This window comes from Malikia sp. (assembly GCF_028687635.1).
Lineage (GTDB): Bacteria > Pseudomonadota > Gammaproteobacteria > Burkholderiales > Burkholderiaceae_C > Malikia.
This window is the reverse complement of the sequence record NZ_JAQTZS010000003.1, coordinates 126,238-149,105: the sequence shown is the minus strand read 5'-3', so window position 1 is coordinate 149,105 and position 22,868 is coordinate 126,238. Positions and strand designations below refer to the sequence as shown.

Below are 22,868 nucleotides of genomic sequence, written 5' to 3'. Positions count from 1 at the left end.
TCCTCTGCGGGCTTTGCGCCTGTTTGCGCCTGTTTGCGCCTGTCTGATAATGCGAGTGGTACACAGTTGATACGGTATCACCACACATGGCAAGCATCGTCGAAGTCAAGGGCAAGTGGCGCGCGCTGGTGCGCCGCAAAGGCCATCCATCCTACTGCAAAACTTTCACGACCAAGACGCAGGCCGAGAAGTGGGCGCGTGCAATCGAGGCCGACATCGACCGCGACCTGGTGCCCAAGGCGCAGGACGTGCTGGGCCACCGGCTGCTGGTGTCCGACCTGATCGACCGCTACCGCAAGCTGCGCGGGCACAGCCGGCCGATCGATGACACGGCCAGCGAGCACTACATGCTGCAGATGCTGGCCGCCTACCTGGGCGACCGTGACGCCACCAGCCTGACGCCCGACGACCTGGTCAGCTACGCCAAGACGCGCGCCGACATGGGCGCCGGCCCGTACACCATCAATATGGACATCTCCAAGCTGGGGACGGTCATGCGCCTGGTGAGCGCGGCGCTGCATATCGAGCTGCCGGACGTGGTGGGCAAGGCCCGGCCGCTGCTGAATCACCTCAAGCTGATCGGCGGTGGCGGCAAGCGCGAGCGCCGGCCGACCGAGGATGAACTGGTGCGGATCTGTCACCAGTTGGAAGCGAAGCGGGGGATGGTGTACGCCGATGCGGTGCGGTTCGCAGTCTTGACCGCCATGCGCCGGGGCGAAATCACGGGCTTGCTGTGGGAGGATCTGGACGCTGAGAAGCGCCTGGTGATGGTGCGGGACCGAAAAGATCCGCGCGAGAAGATGGGCAACGACCAGCTGGTGCCACTGCTCAATGGCGCCTGGGAGCTGGTCCAGGGCCAGGCCAGGTCAGGCGAGCGGATCTTCCCCATCCACCCGCAGACCATGTCCAAGTATTTCACCGAATCTTGCCGTGAGCTTGAGATCCCGGACCTGCACTTTCATGACCTGCGTCATCACGGCGTGTCGCGGCTGTTCGAGCAGGGATACCGGATCGAGCAAGTGGCGCTGGTGTCGGGGCACAAAAGCTGGCAGCACCTCAAGCGCTACACCAACCTCAAGCCGGAAGACCTGCACCACGGGCCACACGCTGACGTGCCTCGGCGCGCATAGCGTCGAAGTATTCGGCCATGTCGCGCACATCGGCCCAGCGCTTGCCGCTGTCGACGTAGGTCGGGATGCCCAGCGTGCCATCGCTGATACGCCGGTAGATGGCGGCTGCCGTCAGGCTCATGGTGTCGGCGATCTGCTCGACGCTCAGGCGCGGGCCATACTTTTCGAGCAGGTAGAACTGGTGCAGCATGCTCATGTTATCAATCCTTGAAAAGGGCTCGGCGGCAGTAGCGACTTGCGCCGGGCAATCGTGATCTTGTGGCGCTCGCGAAAGCGCCGGTCGTAATCTGGCCTGGTGCAGGCCGGCGGCTTCTGGGCATCCTGCTGGCTGCCTGTGCGCAGCGCCCACTGGCGCGAGCGCTGGGTGCCCTGGTAGGGCCAGTCTCGGATGTACAGGCGCTTCATCTGGTGCAGGCCGTTGATGGTTTTGCGGGCACCTTCGCGGGATAGCTCGAGCTCAGCGCACAGCTCCTGGATCGTCAGCGGGCCAATGGCCTTGATGCGGTCGAGGATGGCACGCTGGGTGGCGGTGAGGCCTTGGGCGTCCCAGCGCTTCATGCTTTGCCCCTTGCTCGTATGGCTGCGCGGTACTTCAAGATTGCAGTTCCAGGGCCGTCGCTGGCTAGGATGTGCAGCGGCGTCACGTCTATGGTGGCGCACGCCTCGCGCTCGGCAGCGGCGCCAATCGCTTCCATTTCGGCGCGCAGGCGGTCGCTGCTGTTCATGAACTCTTGCGCGCGCGCCTTCCACACGCCGACCAGCATGTCGGCGCCGGATGCGTACAGTCTCAGTTGCTCATTCTCTGCAAGCAGGCGGTCGATGCGCTGTTTGATGACATCGGCGCGGTGCTTTCCCAGCTCGTTCGGCTGGCTGGTCTTCTGCACCCACTCGGTCTTGTCGAGCCACTCCTTGTTGGACAGTTCGGATCGGCGCAGCGCCTCGGGTTGTTGGTCGGTCATGCAGTAGCCCTCAAGTCGATGATTTCCACGTCATGCGGCCGGCGCCGGCCAGACAAGATGTCCGAGATTCGCTGCTCGGTCAGCCGGTGGGCGCGGATGATGGTGCGCGCGGGCAGCACGTCGAGCAGGTCGCGGTAGTCCTCAATCACCGCCCGCACCGCATGGATGCCGTCGGCGTCAAGGCGAATCTGCCCGCCTTTGAGCTTGCGGATGCCGGCTGCTGTCTGTGCAGCAATGGCATCCGTCAAGAGCTTGAAGCTGTCGTGGATCTGCACCCAGTCGCCCGCGCAGTCGCGCCACCAATTCGAGCTGACCTCGCCATGCTCATCGGGTCGCGCGTCGCCATTGCGCAGCAGGGTCTCCATGATGTTCACGGCATCGCTGCAGACACGCCAGTCGTCAGTGCTCGGCGCGGGCGCGGTCTCGATCGCGCGCAGGCCTCCCCACATCCGTGAGAGCTGGTTCCGGCGCAGCTCGGCGCTCAGGGGCTGGTACGGGCTGGCCATCATCTCGTCGATTCGGCTGTAGGTGCGCACCACGGTCAGCCGGGGCTTTTTGCGTTTGCTCATGCCTGTGCTCCTTCTTCCTGGTCGACGATCAGCTCAAGCTCATCCAGGCTGAATCGATACTCGCAATCCAGCCCGTCAGGAATGACAAACAAGTCGCCGCTGGAATGTTGGCCGACGACCCGGCCAGCTTTGCCGATAGCGGAACCTATGATTGCCACTCGCTTCCCCCCCAGACCAGGCCCTTCGTTGACATCTGCGGGCCTGCCCCCCGCGGCCTTGGGCCGCGCCTCCTGCCCCTCGACGGCAGCGCCGTCGACTGATTCATCTTCCAAGCCCCGCATCGCGGCAGCGATGCCTGACCTGACCTTCTTCTCGTGCGCCTTCGGCTTGGTCGGCACCTCGGCCTTGCGCTTGCCCCGGCCGCGCCCGGGCTCGCCCTTGAGCGAGCCGCGCGCAGCAGGGCCGTCGCTGGCTACCGCCTCCCCCCGCACCCCATTGGCTTGCGCAGCAGGGGGAAGGGGTAGATCCGCTTTCGCAGCCTCGGCGGCCTTCACGGCCTTGACCGCCGCGCGCGTGCGCGCCTTGACTTCGGCCTGCACGAGAGCCGGATCGATGCCGAATTCGCTCGCCACCAGCCGCAGCCCGACATTGGTGTCGGATTCGTCGAGCCAGTGCAGATAGCCCACGTCGGCAAACATCACCAGCAGCAGCACGGCCCTGGTCGGTTCGGTATCGGTGTCCTTGACCCAGTCCAGCAAGCCCTGCTTGGGCGCGACCTTGCCCAGCTCAAGCAGCTTGCACAGACGCCCGCACTGCTCCTGGTTGAGCTTGTGCGCGTAGGTCATGGCCAAGTGGCGCATCAGAGCCGGCCAGGTCTTCACTTCGCCCCGGCCTTCGCTGATCATGTACCAGGTGGTCACCAGCAGCTGCCAGCGCCACTCGGTTTCGTACTCGGTCCTGGCTTCGGCCTTGGCCTTCTCGGCAGCCGCCTTTTTCTGGTTCTGGTTGTACAGCTCCTGGTCGCCGGCTTCCTCGGCGCGGCCGGCAGCCTTCAGCAGCTGGGCCACCACGTCGTTCGGCATGCAGGCCAGCAGCTCGCCGTCCTGGTAGGGGTTGGCAATCAGCACCGGGACGATGCCTTGCTCCGCCATCACCTTGCCGATGATGGCCCGCAGCGGCTGGCTGGTCGGGCTGTCGGCCGGATCATCAAGCCGGCAGTGGCCGTCGACTCGGCTCTGGTAGGTCATGGGCATCAGCGCCTTGGCGTCACGCCCTTCGATGATGACCTGGCCGCGCTCATGCGCCTCGCGCTTGGTGCGCGCGGCCAGCGCGTCACGCTTGGCCTGGTGGCAGGGCGGATCGATGCACAGATCCTCGCCCTCGACGTCGGCAAACAGATCCGGGTCGGCGCCGGTGCGCTTGGGGCAGGTGGCGCAGCTGCCGCTGGCCAGCACCAGGCCGGCGTCGTGGATGTCGAACGGCGCCTCGCTCAGCTTGAGCATGTAGTGATTGCGCACCAGCCGCTTGGCTGCCCGGTACGACCTGGGGGCATTCTCGCCACTGGCGTCGGCGGCAATGTCCCTGACCGCCTGGGCCTGCAGCTTTGTGTCCGGGATGCGCGCAATCAGCAGCGCATGGCTGGCATCGATGCGGCCCTGGCGCAGCGCCTCGCGGCCGTCGGGGCCCAGCTCAAGCAGCTTGAGCCGGCCGTAGACGTAGCTGCGGCTCTTGCCGATCTTGGCGCCCACGGCCTCGGCGCTCAGCTGGCTGTGCTGCATCAGGGTCTCGTACCCCTCGGCCTCTTCGAGCTCGGTCAGGCCGTCGCGCTGCAAGTTCTCGATCAGCTGGATTTCGAGCACTTCGTCATCGGTCAGCGACCGCACCATGGCCGGCACTGTCGCCAGCCCGGCGATCTGGCAGGCGCGAAAGCGCCGCTCGCCGGCAACGATTTCATGCGTCGGGCGCGGCTGCAGCCCACCGCTGGCCGCGTGGATGTCGAAGGTCTCCTGCAGGCGGTGGCCCGGCAGCGGACGCACCAGGATGGGCTGGTGCACGCCGGTGGAGCGGATGCTCTCGGCCAGCTCCTGCAGCTTGGCTGGGTCGAAGTGCTTGCGCGGGTTGGTCGGGCTGGTGACCAGCACCGGCAGCGGAAGGTGGTCGAAGTGGTCGACCTCGGGCAAGGGATGGCTTGGGTTCATGATGCGCTCTGGGGCTGGTAGGTTGCGGCTTGCACCAGCTGGCCCATCTGCCCGCTGGTGGCCAGGTCGGACCAGGTCGCCACGCTGGCCACCGTCAGTTCCAGCCGCGTGGCCAACTCGATCTCGACCTGGGCGCCCTTGCTGGCCTCGCTGCCCGGCAGCACCGCCAGCGCCGCACAGTCGCACAGCCCCTTGATGTCGGCGCGCATGTGTTGAGCCCAGGGTGCGCCCGGGGGCAGGCCGTTCTCGGCCGGGTTGACCACGGCATAGCCCATCGCGCGCAGCTGGGCCGCTGCCTCGTTGAAGGCGGGGTAGTTGTAGTCAGGCAGGCCCGTCATGGGGCCGCACAGGTACAGACGCGGCCAGCCTTTACGCGGGGTTGGATACAGTGCGTCGACCTCGGGCAGCAGGCCCCAGTCCTTGCGGGTGCGCGCCATGATGTCGAGCGCATACGACTGAGCCGGACTGCACGGGTGTCCTATGGCGGGGCGGAAGCTGCTGGCGACCGACACGCCGCCAGCGGGGGTGTCGGTGAGGGTCAGGGTGATCGATGGCATGGGTCAGACCTCAAGATCCATGAGGTTGGTCAGGTGCAGCGCTCCCGGCATTAGCAATAGGCTGCTGTGCCAGTCGTCGACCACGCTGGTGCATCCCAGCCAAGCGGCCAGCGCGTTGGCCAAAAGGGTCTTGCCAGCCCCCTGCGGTAGACTCAAAATCACTGTCTTTTTGGAAATTCCATCGTGAGCAACCCGCGCGAGTCCGACTTCTCCCAGGTCTTCCTGATCTACTGCCTCGACCTGTTGCCCGATGGGAGCTATGTCGCCCTCAATCGGCGCTACAAACCCGTAGGCTTGACCAGCCTCGACTGGGTCGAATATGAACAGTTTCCCGTTCGCTTCAAGTTCAAACGCGCGCTCTCGGCCAAGCAGATTTCCGCCCTGTCGTGCCATGGTCACACCGCTCCCGAGCGCATATACCTCTACGCGGATGGTTCCGTGCCCACGGCTTCCGCTGCCAACTGGGCGGTTTACGCAAGCCGCCTCGAACGCTTGGCCGGCTACAAGATCCTGCACGGCGGCGAGGGATGATTCGTTCTGGTGATAGTTCATTTTTAGGTCTTGAGGTAGGGTAGATCGGAATTGGGGCGAGGAGGTCTTTTGGGTGGGATCTGTCCCTTCAGCAGAGACCACGGCGGCCAGTTGCTGCCGGCTCTGGTTGCACCGGCAGTCGTCGCTGGTGGTGGCACGCGACGAGGCAGGGCCTGGGCCGAATTCGCGCGGGCGTGGCGATTTGCACCGGTAGCGGCTGAGCCAGCGGGCTGGACTGCGGATTCCGGCCGGGTGGCCGCCCACAGCTGGCCGGCAGCGCCCATCAGCACCAGGCCCATGACGCCGATCAGCAGCGCACGAGCAGCAGCGAAGGCTGAAGCACCGGACTCGCCCAGCACGCCGGTCAGCGTCGGGCGAATGCCGCCCTGCAGCGCGGCCAGCTCGGATTCGAGCGCCTGCAGCTGCTGTTGGCCGGCCAGCGAGTCGCGCAGCGCGGTGGCGCCCAGGTGCTGACGCCAGCCGTTGGTGGATTCAGACTGGCGCGTGCCGTTATCGCGCAGCTGCTCGAGCGTGGCGCGCTGACTGTCGATCGCGGCGCGAAGGTCGGCTGCGTGCGTGGCCTGTGCAGACGTCGCCACGACGTTTACATGCTCGAGCGCACGCTGGGCGGTGAACATCGACACGCACTCGAACGTCAGCAGTGCCAACCCCAGCCACAGCAGTCGGCGGCGCAGGCCTGCCAATGCCGCCGGCAGCAGCGCGGCCAGGCCCACTGCGACATGCTCGGTCGCCACCATCAGCCAGCCGGCCAGCAGCAGCGGGGTGCGCGCGGTGGCATCGGGCTCCAGGCGGTCGAGGCCGAGCGCGAAGAACCAGCCGTTGACCACGGCGCAGGCCAGCCCCAGCAGCAGGGCCAATGCGGCCAGGATGCGCAGGGTCGACGGAGGCATGGGGAGGCTGTTCATGGCTAGGTCACCCGGGTACGTGCGGTGCCAGGACCATCGCGCCGCAGATGCCTGCCGACACCAGCACGGCCAGGAAGACGGCGTAGCCGGTCAGGGCCGAGGCGATCGACTGCAGGCGACGTGCGCTGCACGGCAGGTCATGGCGGTGGCTGGAGGTCATTCCTGCTCCAGCTCGGCGAAGCGGTGCGCCTGGCTCGGCAGCGGCACCAGGCATTGGCAATCGCGCGGCCGGAGGCGCGCCACTTCGAGGGCCGCAATCCGCGTCTGCTTGATCGCATCCTGCAGGTCGGCCTGCACAGCGCGCTCGACCTCCAGGTCACTCGGGCCGTCCATCGGTGCGCCCAGGGCCAGCAGTCCCATCATGGCAGCGGCGATCAGGATCAGGTGAGCGGCGCGTTTCATGCCAGCACCTCAGCGTCTTCCACGCGCTCGACCGATTCGATCGCGCAGCCTGTGATCGCTGCGGCGGCGCGCAGGGCGTGTTCGGCGCTGGCGGCCTTGAGCTGGACGACGGGCAGCACGCCCGATTCGGACAGCTGCGGGTTGCCGTAGGCGTCCCTGGGGTGGTAGGCGCAGCGGTAGCTGCGGGCGGGGGTGACTTGCATCATGGTCTGGCTCCTGTTCCGGTCTGGGCTGCACGTCGATCCGTTGGCCCTTGCCGCTGCGCTTTGGTTTCACTGCGGCATGGATGAAATATAGCCGGGCTATCCAATAAAGTAAATAGCCGGGCTAAAATATTTCCGCGCATCGACCCGATCCAGGGCTGTGCGCAGGGTCAGACACCGGCGGCATGGGGCTGGCGGGCAGGGCCGGTAAAATGAAGGGTTGAACACCATGGCACACATCGAAGCGGTTGATCTCTTTTGCGGCGCGGGCGGGCTGACGGCGGGCCTGCAGGCTGCGGGCGTGCGCGTCACGGCCGGGATCGATGTCGATCCGGCCTGTCGCTACCCGTTCGAGGCCAATCACCCGGGAGCCCGATTCGTTGAGCGGGATGTCTCGCAAGTCACGGGTGGGGAGTTACAGGCTTGCTGGTCGCCAGGGGTAGTGCGTCTGCTGGCGGGCTGTGCGCCATGCCAGCCGTTTTCAAGCTACGCGCGCGGGCGTCCTGCGGACCATACGAAATGGGGGATGCTGTACCAGTTCTCCCGCTTGGTGCGCGAATCCCAGCCTGATTTGGTCACGATGGAGAACGTGCTCGGACTTGAGGCGCAAGAGCCGTTTGCCGATTTCGTTCATACCCTGCGCGAGTGCGGCTTCGAGGTCTGTCATGCGGTCCTTAATGCTGCTGACTATGGCGTGCCGCAGCGCCGCAGGCGCTTGGTGCTGCTGGCTTCGCGCTTGGGTCCAGTCAGTCTGCCACAGCCGACACATCCTGGGCGGGGGCACTGGGTCAGCGTGAAGGACGCGATTGGCGAGCTGCCTGTTTTGGCGCATGGACAGTCTTGTCCGGAAGATCCCTTGCACCGCGCTGCGATGCTGTCACCCCTCAATCTGGCGCGCATCCAGGCATCAAAACCTGGTGGTACCTGGCGCGATTGGCCGACGTATCTCGTGGCTGACTGCCATGTCAGGGAGAGCGGCAGGCGCTCGACTGGCGTTTATGGTCGCATGTCGTGGGATGATCCGTCTCCCACCATGACCACGTTGTGTACGGGTTACGGCAATGGCCGCTTCGGGCATCCAGCGCAGGATCGAGGCATCACGCTGCGGGAGGCCGCGATTTTCCAGTCGTTTCCACGCGATTACCGCTTTGTTCCCCCGGGAGTCGATGTACCCAACAAAACGGTGTCGCGCTTGATCGGCAATGCCGTTCCGCCTAAGCTGGCTGAAGCGGTGGGGCGGCAACTGCTCGAGGCGGCCTCACATAGCCGCGCTGGGCAATGAAGGCTTCGACGGCACGGACGTGATGACGCAGACAGCGCAGCACGCCGACGCCCTCCTCAAGTAGCAGGTCAACCGAGGTATCCATGCCGCAGTCCTTGAAGCTGGTCTTGCCATGTGCCAGAGCGTTCCGCTTTTCCTTGGCTTTGTACAAGCCGGGGTGCTTCATCTGGTCTTCTCGACCATAGGTATCGAACCCATATTTCTTCGCCATCTCCACTATCTTCTGCCCATCCAGATTGCCGGAGGCTAGAGGATTCTTGTTGTTCCTCACGGCCTGGTCATGGTCATCCAGCCAGTATTTCACCAGCCAAGCTCCGGAAGAGGGATAGGACCCGCTCAGCTTGTCACTGGCTCCTTCTTTGAAGCGCCTCAAGACGCGTTCGAACAGGGCGGGGTTCAGGCAGTCCAGCGTCATGTCATCCAGGCCCGCTGCCATGTCGCAGCGCATGGCTCGATGGATATCCGTGATGGCCATGGTCATGGTGGCTTCGACGAGGTTGTAGATCAGCAGGTAGCCGTTGGCCTTTAGTGTGTGCGTCAAGTCCCTATCGATGGGGGCCGTGGCGTTTTCCCTGGGCAGGTGTAGGCCAGCGTCCTCGTTGATGACTGTCTTGAGGAATCTCAGGTAGAGCAACACCTCTCTGCCGCGCTCGTTAAGCAGCGAGCGACACATCAGCATGGACACGGCCATCAAGCCTCCCTGCTGCCGTCAGCGCCTATTGGCAAGCCGCCCTCTATGTACTCAACCGGCCGCCCCAGCAGGTTGTCACGCACGAAATGGATCCGGTTCACCACCCTGGGGCGTGAGTTGCTGGCGTCCGAGCGCGTGTGCCGCTTGAACTCCTTGCTTTCGAGCCAGCTCGTGACGTCCAAGGGGTCTAGTTGCGGGTTTTCCCGCAGCGCCAGGGTCGCACCGATGGCGATCGACTCGAAACGGATGCGTGGTACCGACTGATTGGCGGCGTCTTTGCGGAAGCCATGCGGAAAGTGCCGTCCTACGAACGCCAGCATGATTTCGAACTGCTGGCGGTACTCTTCCGATTTTTCTGGTGTCGTCGTCAGCGCGGTGTTCGCGCCTTTCAAGAAATCGTCCAGGAACACATCGACGTTCTTGCTGAACGCCTGGTAGTTATCGCAGTATGCAAAGTAGCGCAACACCAGCTCTTGCGGCTCTTGGAGCTTTTTCTTGATGGCGCTGACCGGGCACAGCTGCGTGAACGCGGCCAGATTCGCGCATTCTTCAAGTACCTTCATGAAGGGGCCGTCCATGCTGCCGCGACGCTGCTCCATGGGCTGAATTGGAGTGCCGCCAGAGTTCAGGCGGTCGAAAATCTCGCGTCGAGCTTCTTCGTCGGTGCTTTCGGTCAGCTCAATCGTCCGCAGCGTCTTGCGTTTGAAGCGCATCTGGCGCGGAACGGACATATCGCTGAAGACGAAGCCGTTGGCCTTGTCCAGCTTGATCAGGCCGCTCAGGCGCAAGGAGTCCTGCATGAAAGCGACCAGGGTCCGGATGCGCTGGCTGCCGTCAACGATTTCCAGTCGGCCCTCGCGTGCGCCCTCGTTAACGTCGGCCACGAACAGATAGGGAATGGGCAGATTCAGCAGGATCGACTCGATGAAGCGCGACTGCTGTGGTTCGCTCCAGATGAACTCGCGCTGGTAGTCGGGAATGAAGAGCTCGGCCTCGTCTGCTTCCAGCCCGGTGACGAATTTGTCGACCAGGATCTCGACCGGGTATTCGCGGATCTCGTAGTCCACGATCTTCTGCAGTTTCTGAACCTGCTCATCCAGGGTGCGCTGCTCATCTTCCGTGCGCGTGAGCAGTGGCATTTGTCTGGGGACCATGAAATTGCCTTTACCTAATGGGGAAGATCAGCTCAGCCCTTTGTGATCGAATTGCGCTTGAGGAAGGTGACCGCCAGGGTGCCGATCGTCACGCTCACGATGGTGCCTCCAAGCCACGGTTGACCATGCAGTCCGGCATAGATGCCGCCCGCGATGCCCATGACGGCCAGCGCGATGGCCGAGAGCTGGCCCACCAAACGCTCAATGAAAACGAACAGGTTGATGCGCGACTCTTGCTGGCGACGGTGTGCGGCTTCCTGCTGCGTTTCGCTGACCACCAGGTCCACCAAGTCAGGGCGGAAGGCGTGCAAAGCTTCCAGCTGCGCCACCGGCAAGATGAGCGCGTCGTTGTCGTGGGCGTGAACGGTCAGTTGGTCGCCCTGGCTGTTCCTGGCCTCAGCCTTCAGTGACTTTGCCATGGCGCTTGGCGGCTTGCTGAAGGTTTTGCCCCACGCGCTTGACATCTCCGCGCAGCTTTTCCTGGTCGCGCCGGAACCCGCCGCGCGTCACCTGGTAGGCGCGTTGTGGCGCTCCCCAGTTGATGGCTTGGGCAAAGCCGTCCAGAAAGTTGCGGAGGTGATTCATGATGATCTAAGTGTATAGCCATTCTATTGTCACGCCATGAATTCGGTGTTTGGTTTGATGCTGCTTGAATTGGAGATCAGCCCTTGCGTAGCGACCACCAGGCCAGCACCTTGCCGCAGATGGTGATGGTGTCGCCTTCCTTGGCCAGATCGTAGCGCTCCTCGTCGGGGAACTCGACCTGGTTCTCGCTGCGCAGGATCAGCGTGCCGTTGGCCAGGATCAGCGCCTTCTTCAGCAGCAGCCGGCCGGCCACGTCGACCACATAGATTCCGGGCGCGTCGATCGCGCGCTGCGCCACGTCCACGAACACCAGGTCGCGGTGGTTGATCGCCGGCCACATGCTGCGCCCCTTGGCGGTCAGCACCTTGATGCGCTGCGCGTCCACGCTGCCCACTTCCTCGCGCACCCAGCGCTCCAGCACGTCGAGGTGCTGGACCACCTGCTCAAGCTCATCCACCACGGCGCCGTGGCCCATGGACGGCTGGGCCGACAGGTGCTCCAGGCGGATGTAGCCCTCGGGCGGACCGATTAGTTCGATGGGCGCCGGCACCACGGCATCGCTGGCTGCGGGCGTCTGGGCGGAGGGCGGCAACTGACGCGCCAAGGTAGGGCTTATGTCAGCCACATCAACGCTGAGGCCTTTCGCGAACTTGATAGCTGCGGCCAGTCCGAGTGACCGCTTCCCTGTCAAGTACTGGGACATCATAGCCGGCGATCCGATGCCCCACCGTGAGCCGAAGTCTTTCTGTGAAAGCCTAGCCTTCTCGTCAAACAGTCGCTTCAGGCGCTGAATGTCTGCCTGCTCGCTCTCTGTGAGGTTGGACGCCCTGAACTGAGTCTCGCTTTTGGTCATGGCTGAAATATAGCGGCGCTATTAAAAAGAGTATTTAGCCGGGCTTCCTTTTGATGTGTAGCCGGGCTATACTTCTGTCATGAACCTCAAGACCTATCTGGCCGAGCACAAGCAGGTGGACCTCGCGCGGCAGCTGGGCGTCACTCAGGGCGCGGTCCACCAGTGGGCTGTTGGCCTGTCGCGACCGTCCGCCGAGCGCAGCATCCAGATCGAGAAAGCCACCGCCGGCGCGGTGCGCTGCGAAGACCTGCGCCCCGACGTGGACTGGGCCTACCTGCGCGGTACCACCCCCACCCCCCAAGCGCCGGCAACGGCAGGCTCCGATATCGCAACGGCTGCGGCTGGGAAGGGGGCGTGATGACCGATCCGATCCTTGCCCAGCAGCTCGCCAGGCTGGCCGCTTCGTGGTTTCGGGCTGCCGGCACCGATATCCGCTGGCGTGATCGCCTCGGGCCGATGCAGGTCTTGAGCAACGCGCAGCCCGAAATGCGCGGTGTGCTGGCCTGTGCGCTGGAGCTTGCAGCCCTGCTCGAATCAGCCCCCGAGTGTCGGCAGGCCCTGCCGGATCTCGCTGGCCAGCCAGTCCTTTAGCACCCCAAAAGTGAATGAGGCGCTGGGTTTGATGATAGTGGCTTTTGCCTTGGACCACAGCCCCTCGTCGCGCGCTGCGTCTAGAAAGTCGCAGCCTTGCCATGTCAGGCGCTGGACCATGACGAGGCTGTCCTCGGTGCCCATGTATTCCGAAATGACAGCTTCGATCAGCCCCGCTTCCTTCATCCAGACCACGTGCTGCGCGAACGTAGCGGGGTCTACGCCATCGAGGGCATCCAGGGTCTGCCTGTTTTCCAGCGCCTCCGTGGCGAAGGCGATTCGGCGTATCAAGTCCATGTCCCGTTTCATGGGTCGGTCCTTTTCGGTCGAGGGTTGGTGTGAGAACCCCCATCGTACCGGGCTGGACCGACCCACCCCTTGCGCTTTTTCTTCCCACCATGCTCGCTCCTTCCTCCCTGCCGCCAGTGTCGCCAGGGCGGGGCGGGCTGTCGTTAGCAGCATTCGCTGAGGTTTGCCATGCAGTTGCTTGATGTCGCTTACCACACCGTTCACGACTACCCCGGCGGCGCGCCATCGCTGGCCCCGCGCATGGGCAAGAGCCCCCATACCCTGAACCACGAGGTTACCGGCAACGGCAGCGCCAAGTTCGGCCTGGTTGACGCGGTCAAGGCCTGCCAGCTGACGGGCGACTACCGCATCCTGTACGCCTTCGCCGAGGCCTGCGGTCACGTCTGCATCCCTATGCCGACCGATTCGGCGGCGGATGCTCAGGGGGTGTTGCACCAGTTGGCCGAAACCTCCCGCGAGTTCTCGGAGCTGTGCGCCGAGGTCTGCACCTCGGCCGCCGACGGCCACATCAGCGACAACGAGCTCGAGCGCATCGGTCGCGAGCGGCTTGACCTCATGGGGGCGCTGGCCCGACTGGGCGAGGCGGTGCTGTCCCTGAACCAGGCTGGCAAGCCGCGCCATCTGCGGGGGGAGTGATCCATGCGCCCCGCATCTGAAGTCCGAACCGCGCTGCTGCAAGCCGCCCGCCATTGCCACGGCCTGGGCCAGAGCCCGACCCTGCTCGAGCTGGCCCACCACGCCCAGGTGGGCATCGCCACTGCGACCACCACCGTCAAGAACCTGCGCCGTGCCGGCTTGCTGCAGATCTGCGGCACGCGCCGGGTGGCCTACCGGAACCGCCCTGTGGCGGAGTACGCGCCGGTCAGCCAGCCGATCGAGCTGGCAGCCGTGCATTCCCTGCAATCGACCCTGCACAGCTGGGTCAAACCTTAACCCTCCATGACATTTGCACCAGTGCCGCCGGCGGTGGACACGCCGGCCTGGGCTGACATCACCCTGAATCCGAGAGGTGCCGCATGAACCGCGCACCTCTGCCTCCCATCAACTTCAACGCCCTGGCCGACGCGCTGCTATCGCGCTCCGAAACCATCGTCCCGGCCTGGCTGCCGGGCGGTCGCCGCAGTAGCCATGAGTGGGTCTGCGGCGGCATGCACGGCGGCAAGGGGACCAGCTGCTCGGTCAACTTGCGCACCGGCTGCTGGGCCGACTTCGCTTCCGATGAAAAGGGCGGCGACCTGGTCAGCCTGTACGCTGCCATTCACGGACTCGACCAGGGCAGGGCGGCAGTCGCCGTCGCGCGCGACGAAGGGCTGGAAGACGTAGCCGGCGTGCAGCATGACACCAGCCATCAGCGCCCAGCCCGTCCCGAGCCGCCGCCGCCCATGGCCAAGCCCGCCCGCCAGGAAGAGGGCTGGACCACAGTGCGCCCGGTGCCGCCTGGCGTGCCGGCGCCCACCTTCAAGCACTTCAGTCGGCCAGCCAGCGACATCGTGCGCACGGCCGAATACCGCCTGGGCGATGAGCTGCACGGCTACGTCGTGCGCTTCCGCACCAGCGACGGCGGCAAGGATGATCTGCCCTACACCTGGTGCACCAGCGCGCGCGATGGCGCCGCAAAATGGCACTGGCGGCAGTTCGACGAACCGCGCCCGCTCTACCTGCCCGGCCACAGCCTGCCCGCCAGCCGCACCGTGATCCTGGTCGAGGGTGAGCGCAAGGGCGAGGTGCTGCAGCAGCTGCTCGACGCGCAGGCCCCGGGCATCTATTGCGTTGTGGGCTGGCCCGGTGGCTGCAAGGCCTGGGCCAAGGCGGACTGGTCATGGATCACCGGCAGCACCGTGCTGGCCTGGCCCGATACCGACAGCAAGCGCGCACCGATCACGGCCAAGGAATCCAATGCCTGCGCCGACGATGTCGAGCGTGACGCCATCAAATCCGGAAAGCCTTACCTGCCCGCCCACAAGCAGCCCGGCATGGCCGCGATGCTGGGCATCGGCCGCCTGCTCGAGCGCGAGCACGGCTGCAAGGTCCAGCTGCTGGCTATCGATGGCCCCGGCATCAAGCCTGACGGCTGGGACGCTGCCGACGCGATCGAGACCGACGGCTGGGACTTCGCGCGCGTGCTGGCCTTCTTTGCCACCGCCTACGCGCTGCCGCCCGAGGTTGACCAGCCGGCCGCACCAGAGCCGCCGGCCGCCAAAAAAATCGATGGCCCCGTTGGCACTGACGGCAGTGATTCCCCCGATTCGCCTGCGGCGTTGCCGTGGTGGCTCGAGTGCTTTCATGACCCGATCAAGAACCGCTGGAACCTGAGCCGCAAGACCATCATCATGGCGCTGCGCCACGACCCAGAGCTGCAGGGCGTGCTGGGCTACAACGAGCTGTCCAATACCATGGAGGCGCGCCGTGACTGGCCCTTCCCGCATGGCCGGGCCGGCAAGATCACCGGCGCCGTTGACCTGCTGCTGGGCAACTGGCTGAGCAAGCGCTACGGCCTGCCATCCATCACCCGTCAGGCCATCATGGAAGGCATGGAGACGGTGGCTTATGAGAACCCCTGGCACCCGGTGCGCGACTGGCTGGGCGGTCTGCAGTGGGACGGCAAGGGTCGGGCGGACAAGTGGCTAATCCACGCCATCAGCGAGACCCCCGAGGCGCTCGACCCCAGGATGCGCGAATACCTGACGCTGGTCGGGCGCTACTGGTTGATCGGCATGGTCATGCGCGTGATGGAGCCCGGCAGCAAGTTCGACTACTGCCCGGTTCTAGAAGGCCCGGGCGGCCTGGGCAAGTCGACGATGGTCGAGACCCTGGCCAGCAGCGCCTGGTACAGCGACACCCCGTTCGAGATCGGCAAGGGCAAGGAATCGCAAGAGCAGGTGCAAGGCATCTGGGGCTATGAGCTAGGCGAGCTGTCCCAGATGGGCAAGGGCGAGATCACCGCGATCAAGGCATTCATCAGCTCCAAGGTCGACCGCTACCGGCCAGCCTATGGCCGCGTGGTCGAGGAACACCCGCGCCAGTGTGTGCTGGTGGGCACCACCAACGAATCTACCTACCTGCGCGACCGCACCGGCAACCGGCGCTTCTGGCCAATACCAGTGCGCAACCCGATCCGGATCGAGTGGCTGGCCAAGTGGCGCACGCAGCTGTTCGCAGAAGCCTACTCGCTCTACCTGGAAGGCTTGACCTGCATCCCGACCCGCGAGCAGGAGGGCCGGCTGTTTTCACCGGTCCAGGAATCGCGCCTGATCGAAACCGCTGTCACCAGCGAGCTGCTGGCGGTGCTGACCCGTCCGCCCACGGCCACCGGCATTGGCGCCCTGGTCAACCAGCTGACCGACTTCGTCACGCTGGCCCAGCTGGTCAAGGCGCTCGACATGGACGCGGGCAAATCCACGGCTGGCCTGGAATCCCAGATCCGCAGCTGGATGACGCACCAGGGCTGGGTGCACAAGAAACGACAGGTCAACGGCGTGCGCGCTCATGGCTGGGAGAGGCCGGCCGATTGGCCCGCCCCCGATACCGACATGCCCGTAGCGGACGCTGGGGCATCTACCGAACCGCCGGCAGACGATGAACCGTTCTGACCGTCACCCCATCACCACACAGGACACGGCGCTGAATGGCGCCCGTGTGCTGGTCTCACGCGCCGTGCGCGCCTGGGATGCGGAACGCACGGGGGCAGATCGCCCCCGCCAGCACGCGGGCGCATGGATGCGCGTGGCTCAGGCCGTGCCCTGAGTGTCCAAGTGTCCAGGGTGGCCGGCGTTTCCCATGGAAGCATATCGGCAGCAACAGGGCCTGAATCAGCAGGTCGAGCTGCTGCATTGTCCAAAGCCAGGCCAGCCCCCTGGCCATCACCCCCAAGGCAGGCGCAGGCATGCAGGCAGGTGCCTAGGCGCGTGCGCACACGCGCGGACACATTAATTCTCATTACCTCTCTATAGAAAGGATGGACAGTTGGACACTTCAAGGACCGCAGCAGATGTCGAACAGGCGATTCGCGACATCAAGTCCCACATGCCCGAGACCTACCAGGCCATCCTCGAGCGGGCCAAGGAATCGGATCTGGGCCGCCAGGCCTATGCGCTGGTCAGGCGTGGCATCAAGGGCGAGGCCAACTGCTTCTATGCGATAGAGCGGGGCCGCGTGGTTGGCGCGCCGTTCAGCCTGCCCGACGTGACAGCCGAGATGGCGCGCTACATGGTGCAGTTCGGCTGCAGCTTCATGATCATGTGGCAGCCAGGCGCCACCAAAGGAAAACAGCGTGGCCAGGCTTGATCACATTCACCGGCGGTTGATTCGATGGGGTGCTTGGCGGGCCAGGCGTGAGGACTATGGCCTGGGATTCTCCAAGGTCAATATCCTGCTGAGCTTGGGCGGCGGCGGTGCGGGTGGTTATCGGGAGGCCGTGATCCCTACCGACGAACTTGAGGCTGCCGAGACTGACCGTGCCGTCGAGTCGCTCAAGCTGGTCAAGTCGCACCTCTACCTGACGCTGCATTACATCTACATCAAGAATCAGGGCGTCACTGGTGCAGCACGCGCCATGGCCAGATCCCGGGCAGCCGTCAATGCCCAGCTCGATCAGGCTGATGTGGAAATCCATCGCTGGCTGGAAGACCGACGCAAGCAGCTGGTCAGTTCCGAAAAAAGGAGTTTTACTCCTTAGACACTTTTGGTACATTTCAGGCAAGCTGTGCAGTCGGTGTGTCCACCCACTGCTGCACATCCTGCCCCGCAGTGGTTTTTCGCTCGCGGGGCTTTCTTTTTTCTACCCTTCCATGCCCAAGTCTGCGCCACGCCCCTGCACTTATCCCGGCTGTGGCGTGCTGGTACGCGACGGATCTGGCCGCTGCGACCAGCACAAGCGGGTCGAAGCCCGGGCGCGGGATGCCAGGCGCGGATCGTCTTCTGAGCGCGGCTACAGCTACAAGTGGCAGCAGGCCCGTGAGGGTTTCCTACGTGCTCATCCGCTGTGCGTTCGGCATGAGGTCCGTGGCGAGGTGGTGGCTGCCACCGTGGTCGACCACATCACCCCGCACAAGGGCGACAAGGCGCTGTTCTGGCAGCGCTCCAACTGGCAGCCGCTGTGCAAGAAGTGCCATGACGTCAAGACGGTGCTTGAGGATGGGGGCTTGGGTCGGTCTTTGCCTGATTCGGCGGTCCCCGCACTGATCAGTCGGTAGCGAGGGGGGTGGAAATCTCTGTGGGGATCTGTCTCTAGACCGATATTAGGAGAGCAGGTTTATGTAGAACGAAAACTACCCCCCGGGGGTTTGAATGGTGCGGCGATGAGAGACAAAACCAACTTCGCAGCAATGCTTCCAGCCGTGGGTGGTGCAGCAGTCCAGACCTCGTGCGATGAGGTGATGTCTCCCGATCCACCCCCGATGCTGAAGTTCAGTCCGGATGAGCGTCTGCTGTTCGATCACATCTGCACGACCTTGCGCCAGGCGGGGATTGAGCACCTGACCGCTGGCATGCCGATTGCGATCATCGTGCGGACATTCGCTGACTGGCTCAAAGCCAGCGCGGAGTGCGAGGAAAAAGGCCGCACTCAGACATCAAAGACGGGCTGGTCAACTCCGACGCCGTGGGCAGAGGATGAGCGGCGTTTGAAAATGGAGCTGGGGCAGTGGTTACCAAAAGCATGTTTGACGATTCCGTCGCTGGCAAGGGTGCGCAAGGACACGGGGGAGCGGAGCGGACAGGACGACCTGTTCGCCGATCTAGTCGGCCACGCCACCAGCTTACCGCGCGCCGGCTTGCCAAACTGACGCCAACTGTCCTGCAAGCATGGGACGAGGCCTACGGCCTGCCAGTGCTGCGCGGTGAAATCACCGTTGGGCGCTACGTCTATCTGGCCGTCAAGCGGCATTACGAGGATCTGAGGTCGGGTCCAGCGCGCGGATTGATGTTCAGTCCCGCGCATGCCTGGCACATCATCCAGTTCATCGAGCGCTTCTTCGTTCACATCAAGGGGCCTTTGGCTGGCAGGCCGATGCTGCTGGATCCCTGGCAGCAGTTCTGGACGGCTGTGCTCTATGGCTGGCGACGCGAAGCGGACGGCTCGCGGCGCTTCACCCGGGCCTACGAAGAAGTCGCGCGCAAGAACGGCAAGAGCACCTGGAAGGCGCCGCAGGGCGCGTACCTGTTTGGTTTTGCAGGCGAGCTCGGTGCCGAGGTCTATGCCGTGGCGACCACGCGGGCCCAAGCAATGACGGTGTTCAAGCCCGCTTTCGACAACATCAAGCGCTGGCAGCGCCGCTCATCTGGCGTCTCGCGATCGTTCCAGGTGTTCAATGGCCTGAACCAGGAAAAGGTCACCTGCGACAGCCTGGGCGCCGTGTTCATGCCGCTGCCGGCGAACGCCGACAACCTGGATGGCCTCAACCCCTACGCGATCATGTTTGACGAGCTGCATGCCCAGGCGACACGCGATGTGTGGGACGTCATGGAAACGGCTCTGGGCGCGCGGGTGGATCCGCTGCTGTCGGCCATCACCACCGCGGGCTATGTGCTCGATGGCATTTGCACCGAGATCAGGCAGTACGTGATCTCGATCCTGGAAGGCAAGCGGAAAGACGATACTTTTTTTGGCTACGTCTACACGCTGGATGAGGGTGACGATCCGCTCGACGAGCGCAACTGGCCGAAGTCGAATCCTGGTCTTGGTCGCTCGAAGGGCCTGGACTACATGCGCAGCATGGCGCGGAAGGCGGCGGCGCTGCCCAGCGCAATGGCGAACTTCAAGACCAAGGACCTGAACGTCTGGTGTGGGGGCTCAGAAGGTTGGTTTGACATCACCGTCTGGGACAAAGGCGGAAAGCGCTTCGATTCGGCGCTGCTCAAGGGACGGCGCTGCTACGGTGGACTCGACCTGGCAGCGACGCGCGACCTGACGGCATTCGTCCTGGTGTTTCCGCCGGAGGACCCCGCAGGCGAGTGGTTTGTCGTGGCCTGGTTCTGGTGTCCCGAGGAAAAGATCGAAACGCAGGAGAAAGACGACGCTGCCAATTACCGCGCTTGGCAGCGACAGGGCTGGCTTACTGCCACGCCGGGCAACGTCACCGACTACGGTCCTGTCAAGGAGAAGATTCTGTGGGCGCGGACGGAATTCGACCTGGTCGAGCTGGGATTCGATGTCTGGAACGCCACCCATCTCGCCAACGAGCTGATGGAGATGGATGTTCCGCTGGTCCAGGTGCCCCAGAACACCGGTGGCATGTACCCCGGATCCAAGAAGCTTGAGGAGCTGGTCTATGCCAGACGATTGCGGCATGGTGGCAACCCCGTGCTGGCGTACTGCGCCGGCAACGTGGCGTTGCTGTTCGACAGCAACGACAACTTCAGGCCGGACAAGAAGCGGTCCAGGCAAAACGGCCGCATCGACGGCATCGTCGCGACAGTCATGGCCCTCAGCCGTGCCGTCTCTGCATCACAAGACTCAGGCAAGAGTGTCTACGAAACAAACGGAGTTGGAATATGACCCTCGACACGGCCGCCATGGTGGCTGGAAGCATCGGCTTCCTGCTGCTGGTGATCGGCGTCGGCGCCATCTACTGGCCTGCCGGCCTGATCATCGCAGGCCTGTTTCTGCTCGCCTGGTCGTTCCTGGTCGCGCGCGCCGTCGCACGCCAGCCGGCAGCCGAGCTGGCCCACAAACCAGGATCGGACTGATGTTCTTCTCGCAGATATTCTCCGGTTCTGGCGCGTTGATGCCCGCCGGCAGCGGTGGCTGGCTAGGGTCTTCGCTGGTTGCCGGCGGGACGTCCGAGGCGGGCCCGGTCATCAACCCACAGACTGCGTTGGCACTCACTGCCGTGCAGCGCGCCGTGACGTTGCTGGCCGAGTCAATTGCCCAGCTGCCGTGCCGCGTGTACCAGGCCACTTCGCCAGATGATCGCAAGCCTGTTATCGATCACCCGGCGCACCGGGTGATCTCCGTGGCGCCCAACGGCTGGATGACGCCGTTTCAGGTCCATGAGTACAAGCAGCTCTCTGCTGGCCTGCGCGGCAACGGCTTTGCGCTCAAGGAGCTGGATATGGACGGCTCAGTCAAGAGTCTGTACCCCTTGCATCCCGATCGCGTGCAGGTCATGGTCAGTCCCCAGGACCGAATGCCGTACTACCGCGTGCTGCTTGCGCCGGATGGCATCGAGGGCGTGTTTCCGCTGCGCCGCATGCACCATGTGCGCTGGATCGGCGATAACGTCTACGCCGGCCTGAGCCCAATCGCGCTGCACCGCGAGGCGTTGGGCATCGTCGCCGCGAGCGAACGCCACACCGCCCGTGTGTTCGGCAACGGCACTCGACTGTCCGGCGTGCTGACCCGCCCGCGCGAGGCTGCTGCCATCAAGGAGCAGGGCGCCATCGACAAGCTGCTGTCCGACTGGAAGGGCAAGTACGGCGGCGCCGGCAAGGCGGGCGAGGTCGCACTGCTGCAGGAGGGCATGGAGTTCAAGCCCCTGAGCATGAGCAACGAGGATGCCCAGCTGATCGAGGCGCGCAGCTACGGCGTGCGCGACATCGCGCGCATCTACGGCATACCGCCGCACAAGCTGGGCGATCTCTCTGGGGCCACGTTCTCGAACATCGAGCAGCAGTCGTTGGAGTTCGTGGTCTTCACGCTGATGCCGTGGCTCAAGCGGCACGAGGAATCGATGGAGCGCGACCTGCTCACCGAGGAAGACCGTGCCGCGGGCGTCTACATCCAGTTCGACGTCGCCGGCCTGTTGCGCGGTGACACCCAGTCGCGCTACGCCGCCTATGCCCAGGCGAGGCAGTGGGGCTGGCTGTCGGTCAACGACATCCGCCGCCTGGAGAACCTGCCACCGATCGCCGGCGGAGACGTGTACCTGACGCCGCTGAACATGGCCGATGGCAAGACCGGCTTGGCCGTGGGCCCAGTGAACCGGGCGCAGCCCAGCGCACAGCAGATCAACGACATCGATAGGATCTTCACATGAGCAAGCAGTTTCCCAATCTCATCAGCCAAATCTTCAACCGCCCCATGCTGGCCACGCCCGAGCTGTTGCACGATGCCGTCCTGTTTGCGCGTTCGCACCTGGGCCTGCCGCTGATCGCGGTGGATGGTGAGCCGCTGCCGTCGGTGATGGCGCGCATAGGTCTGATCGATGATGACCCTGATGACGCCACGGGGGTGGATGATGATGGCGACGCCGATGGCACCGGCGTTGCACAGATCGGCATCTATGGTCCTCTGGTCGCGCGCACTGGCAACCTCAAACTATGCACGCAGATGACGGCGTATGAGAGCCTGGGGCAAGAGCTCGATGCGGCCTTGGCCGATTCGTCCGTCTACCGCATCGTGCTTGACGTGGACAGCAACGGAGGAGATTCGACTGGCGCCTTCGAGGCGGCTGATCGCATCCGCGCCGCCAACCTGATCAAGCCGGTGCATGCGATCGTGCACTTCAGCGCCTTCAGTGGCGGCTATTTGCTCGCCTCGGCAGCCGGGGAAGTCAGCGTCAGCCAGTCCAGCGGCCTGGGGTCGATCGGCGTGATTGCTCAGCACATGGACGTTTCGCGCGCGATGGACAGCGCCGGCGTCACCGTTACCACGGTCTATCGAGGTGCCCGCAAGGCAGACCTATCGCCCACGTCTCCGTTGTCCGATGGTGCGCGCGCCGCACTGGATGGTCAGTTGGACCGCATCTACCACCAGTTCACCACCTCGGTCGCGGCCTTTCGCAGCATCCCATTGCAGGCTGTCGCTGCAACGGATGCCGGCCTGTACTTCGGCCAGGCTGCCATTGATGCTGGCCTGGCGGATCGATTGGAGACGCCGCAAGAGGCGTTCGACCGTATCGTCGTCCTGGCCGCTGAAGACCGCGCGAAGGCGCGCGCCGCAGCGCCGGATCCATTCACCGTGTCGACCCAAGCCCAGCGCATGCGCATGGCTGCCGCCGCCATGGCCATGAGCAACTCGTTGTAACCGCAGTCGCAGCTACGCAGTCAT

Annotated in this window: 31 protein-coding genes; 15 read left to right on the top strand and 16 right to left on the bottom strand. The window is 64.4% G+C overall.

The window, feature by feature from the left end:
• Nucleotides 1-86: 86 nt before the first annotated feature.
• Nucleotides 87-1,130 carry a site-specific integrase gene (locus PHR85_RS03410; RefSeq protein WP_300050452.1) on the top strand — a complete coding sequence of 348 codons (1,044 nt, stop codon included), beginning with the start codon at nucleotides 87-89 and terminating at the stop codon, nucleotides 1,128-1,130.
• On the opposite strand, the gene PHR85_RS03405 is transcribed toward PHR85_RS03410, so the two are convergent.
• Genes PHR85_RS03405 through PHR85_RS03380 form a run of 6 tightly spaced genes read right to left on the bottom strand, consistent with a single transcriptional unit; the run spans nucleotide 1,075 to nucleotide 5,353 of the window.
• Entirely contained in the window at nucleotides 1,075-1,326 is a 252-nt protein-coding gene (locus tag PHR85_RS03405; RefSeq protein ID WP_300050449.1) for a hypothetical protein, read from the bottom strand. The genes PHR85_RS03410 and PHR85_RS03405 overlap by 56 nt on opposite strands.
• Nucleotides 1,323-1,688: a helix-turn-helix domain-containing protein gene (locus tag PHR85_RS03400; RefSeq protein WP_300050447.1), complete on the bottom strand. Its 366-nt coding sequence runs from the start codon at nucleotides 1,686-1,688 to the stop codon at nucleotides 1,323-1,325. Before PHR85_RS03400 ends, PHR85_RS03405 begins: the two co-directional genes overlap by 4 nt.
• Complete coding sequence (locus PHR85_RS03395) at nucleotides 1,685-2,089, bottom strand: hypothetical protein (protein ID WP_300050445.1); 405 nt, start codon at nucleotides 2,087-2,089, stop codon at nucleotides 1,685-1,687. Before PHR85_RS03395 ends, PHR85_RS03400 begins: the two co-directional genes overlap by 4 nt.
• Nucleotides 2,086-2,658, bottom strand: coding sequence for a hypothetical protein (locus tag PHR85_RS03390; protein WP_300050443.1), 573 nt, complete (start codon nucleotides 2,656-2,658; stop codon nucleotides 2,086-2,088). The genes PHR85_RS03395 and PHR85_RS03390 overlap by 4 nt, the downstream gene beginning before the upstream one ends.
• Entirely contained in the window at nucleotides 2,655-4,796 is a 2,142-nt protein-coding gene (locus PHR85_RS03385) for a ParB/RepB/Spo0J family partition protein (RefSeq protein WP_300050440.1), read from the bottom strand. The genes PHR85_RS03390 and PHR85_RS03385 overlap by 4 nt, the downstream gene beginning before the upstream one ends.
• Complete coding sequence (locus tag PHR85_RS03380; RefSeq protein WP_300050438.1) at nucleotides 4,793-5,353, bottom strand: DUF4406 domain-containing protein; 561 nt, start codon at nucleotides 5,351-5,353, stop codon at nucleotides 4,793-4,795. Before PHR85_RS03380 ends, PHR85_RS03385 begins: the two co-directional genes overlap by 4 nt.
• Before the next feature lie 183 nt (nucleotides 5,354-5,536).
• Between PHR85_RS03380 and PHR85_RS03375 the strand changes: the two genes are divergently transcribed.
• Nucleotides 5,537-5,884, top strand: coding sequence for a hypothetical protein (locus tag PHR85_RS03375; RefSeq protein WP_300050435.1), 348 nt, complete (start codon nucleotides 5,537-5,539; stop codon nucleotides 5,882-5,884).
• Nucleotides 5,885-5,907: 23 nt separating this feature from the next.
• Here PHR85_RS03375 and PHR85_RS03370 read toward each other — a convergent pair whose 3' ends face one another.
• From PHR85_RS03370 to PHR85_RS03355, 4 genes are read right to left on the bottom strand one after another with little or no spacing between them, the layout of a single operon-like run.
• Nucleotides 5,908-6,795 (bottom strand): hypothetical protein, encoded by an 888-nt coding sequence (locus PHR85_RS03370; protein ID WP_300050433.1) that lies wholly within the window; start codon nucleotides 6,793-6,795, stop codon nucleotides 5,908-5,910.
• A 22-nt stretch (nucleotides 6,796-6,817) separates the two neighbouring features.
• Nucleotides 6,818-6,970, bottom strand: a complete 153-nt coding sequence (locus PHR85_RS03365) for a hypothetical protein (RefSeq protein WP_300050431.1) — start codon at nucleotides 6,968-6,970, stop codon at nucleotides 6,818-6,820.
• A complete protein-coding gene (locus tag PHR85_RS03360) occupies nucleotides 6,967-7,212 on the bottom strand; it encodes a hypothetical protein (RefSeq protein WP_300050428.1) in 246 nt (81 codons plus the stop codon). The genes PHR85_RS03365 and PHR85_RS03360 overlap by 4 nt, the downstream gene beginning before the upstream one ends.
• On the bottom strand, nucleotides 7,209-7,418 hold the full coding sequence (locus tag PHR85_RS03355) for a hypothetical protein (RefSeq protein WP_300050426.1): 210 nt from the start codon (nucleotides 7,416-7,418) through the stop codon (nucleotides 7,209-7,211). Before PHR85_RS03355 ends, PHR85_RS03360 begins: the two co-directional genes overlap by 4 nt.
• Before the next feature lie 226 nt (nucleotides 7,419-7,644).
• Here PHR85_RS03355 and PHR85_RS03350 point away from each other — a divergent pair, with 226 nt between their 5' ends.
• Nucleotides 7,645-8,697 carry a DNA cytosine methyltransferase gene (locus PHR85_RS03350; protein WP_300050423.1) on the top strand — a complete coding sequence of 351 codons (1,053 nt, stop codon included), beginning with the start codon at nucleotides 7,645-7,647 and terminating at the stop codon, nucleotides 8,695-8,697.
• Here the strand turns inward: PHR85_RS03350 and PHR85_RS03345 are convergent.
• From PHR85_RS03345 to PHR85_RS03325, 5 genes are all read right to left on the bottom strand, one after another.
• On the bottom strand, nucleotides 8,630-9,388 hold the full coding sequence (locus PHR85_RS03345; RefSeq protein ID WP_300050421.1) for an MAE_28990/MAE_18760 family HEPN-like nuclease: 759 nt from the start codon (nucleotides 9,386-9,388) through the stop codon (nucleotides 8,630-8,632). The genes PHR85_RS03350 and PHR85_RS03345 overlap by 68 nt on opposite strands.
• Entirely contained in the window at nucleotides 9,388-10,527 is a 1,140-nt protein-coding gene (locus PHR85_RS03340) for a DUF262 domain-containing protein (protein WP_300050418.1), read from the bottom strand. Before PHR85_RS03340 ends, PHR85_RS03345 begins: the two co-directional genes overlap by 1 nt.
• Before the next feature lie 47 nt (nucleotides 10,528-10,574).
• Nucleotides 10,575-10,961, bottom strand: coding sequence for a hypothetical protein (locus PHR85_RS03335; RefSeq protein ID WP_300050415.1), 387 nt, complete (start codon nucleotides 10,959-10,961; stop codon nucleotides 10,575-10,577).
• Nucleotides 10,939-11,127, bottom strand: a complete 189-nt coding sequence (locus PHR85_RS03330) for a hypothetical protein (protein WP_300050412.1) — start codon at nucleotides 11,125-11,127, stop codon at nucleotides 10,939-10,941. Before PHR85_RS03330 ends, PHR85_RS03335 begins: the two co-directional genes overlap by 23 nt.
• A gap of 76 nt (nucleotides 11,128-11,203) precedes the next feature.
• The gene (locus PHR85_RS03325) at nucleotides 11,204-11,731 is read right to left on the bottom strand and encodes a S24 family peptidase (protein WP_300050410.1); all 528 of its coding nucleotides are present in this window, start codon (nucleotides 11,729-11,731) and stop codon (nucleotides 11,204-11,206) included.
• A 328-nt stretch (nucleotides 11,732-12,059) separates the two neighbouring features.
• Between PHR85_RS03325 and PHR85_RS03320 the strand changes: the two genes are divergently transcribed.
• Nucleotides 12,060-12,338, top strand: a complete 279-nt coding sequence (locus PHR85_RS03320) for a helix-turn-helix domain-containing protein (protein WP_300050408.1) — start codon at nucleotides 12,060-12,062, stop codon at nucleotides 12,336-12,338.
• A gap of 176 nt (nucleotides 12,339-12,514) precedes the next feature.
• Here the strand turns inward: PHR85_RS03320 and PHR85_RS03315 are convergent, their stop codons facing one another.
• Nucleotides 12,515-12,880 carry a DUF2513 domain-containing protein gene (locus PHR85_RS03315; protein WP_300050407.1) on the bottom strand — a complete coding sequence of 122 codons (366 nt, stop codon included), beginning with the start codon at nucleotides 12,878-12,880 and terminating at the stop codon, nucleotides 12,515-12,517.
• A gap of 168 nt (nucleotides 12,881-13,048) precedes the next feature.
• Here PHR85_RS03315 and PHR85_RS03310 point away from each other — a divergent pair, with 168 nt between their 5' ends.
• The 11 genes from PHR85_RS03310 (at nucleotide 13,049) to PHR85_RS03260 (ending at nucleotide 22,844) form a co-directional block, all read left to right on the top strand.
• Entirely contained in the window at nucleotides 13,049-13,516 is a 468-nt protein-coding gene (locus tag PHR85_RS03310) for a phage regulatory CII family protein (RefSeq protein ID WP_300050405.1), read from the top strand.
• Between the two features lie 3 nt (nucleotides 13,517-13,519).
• On the top strand, nucleotides 13,520-13,813 hold the full coding sequence (locus PHR85_RS03305) for a hypothetical protein (RefSeq protein WP_300050402.1): 294 nt from the start codon (nucleotides 13,520-13,522) through the stop codon (nucleotides 13,811-13,813).
• An 83-nt stretch (nucleotides 13,814-13,896) separates the two neighbouring features.
• A complete protein-coding gene (locus tag PHR85_RS03300) occupies nucleotides 13,897-16,470 on the top strand; it encodes a VapE domain-containing protein (protein WP_300050400.1) in 2,574 nt (857 codons plus the stop codon).
• Nucleotides 16,471-16,843: 373 nt separating this feature from the next.
• Nucleotides 16,844-17,164, top strand: a complete 321-nt coding sequence (locus PHR85_RS03295) for a hypothetical protein (RefSeq protein WP_300050398.1) — start codon at nucleotides 16,844-16,846, stop codon at nucleotides 17,162-17,164.
• The gene (locus PHR85_RS03290; RefSeq protein WP_300050395.1) at nucleotides 17,151-17,555 is read left to right on the top strand and encodes a hypothetical protein; all 405 of its coding nucleotides are present in this window, start codon (nucleotides 17,151-17,153) and stop codon (nucleotides 17,553-17,555) included. The genes PHR85_RS03295 and PHR85_RS03290 overlap by 14 nt, the downstream gene beginning before the upstream one ends.
• Before the next feature lie 112 nt (nucleotides 17,556-17,667).
• Nucleotides 17,668-18,072 carry an HNH endonuclease gene (locus tag PHR85_RS03285; protein ID WP_300050392.1) on the top strand — a complete coding sequence of 135 codons (405 nt, stop codon included), beginning with the start codon at nucleotides 17,668-17,670 and terminating at the stop codon, nucleotides 18,070-18,072.
• A 204-nt stretch (nucleotides 18,073-18,276) separates the two neighbouring features.
• Nucleotides 18,277-18,663 (top strand): P27 family phage terminase small subunit, encoded by a 387-nt coding sequence (locus tag PHR85_RS03280; RefSeq protein WP_300050389.1) that lies wholly within the window; start codon nucleotides 18,277-18,279, stop codon nucleotides 18,661-18,663.
• 44 nt (nucleotides 18,664-18,707) lie between these two features.
• Nucleotides 18,708-20,375, top strand: a complete 1,668-nt coding sequence (locus PHR85_RS03275; protein ID WP_300050386.1) for a terminase TerL endonuclease subunit — start codon at nucleotides 18,708-18,710, stop codon at nucleotides 20,373-20,375.
• Nucleotides 20,372-20,566 carry a hypothetical protein gene (locus tag PHR85_RS03270; RefSeq protein ID WP_300050384.1) on the top strand — a complete coding sequence of 65 codons (195 nt, stop codon included), beginning with the start codon at nucleotides 20,372-20,374 and terminating at the stop codon, nucleotides 20,564-20,566. The genes PHR85_RS03275 and PHR85_RS03270 overlap by 4 nt, the downstream gene beginning before the upstream one ends.
• The gene (locus tag PHR85_RS03265; RefSeq protein WP_300050382.1) at nucleotides 20,566-21,855 is read left to right on the top strand and encodes a phage portal protein; all 1,290 of its coding nucleotides are present in this window, start codon (nucleotides 20,566-20,568) and stop codon (nucleotides 21,853-21,855) included. The genes PHR85_RS03270 and PHR85_RS03265 overlap by 1 nt, the downstream gene beginning before the upstream one ends.
• Nucleotides 21,852-22,844, top strand: coding sequence for a S49 family peptidase (locus PHR85_RS03260; RefSeq protein WP_300050380.1), 993 nt, complete (start codon nucleotides 21,852-21,854; stop codon nucleotides 22,842-22,844). Before PHR85_RS03265 ends, PHR85_RS03260 begins: the two co-directional genes overlap by 4 nt.
• Nucleotides 22,845-22,868: the final 24 nt, after the last annotated feature.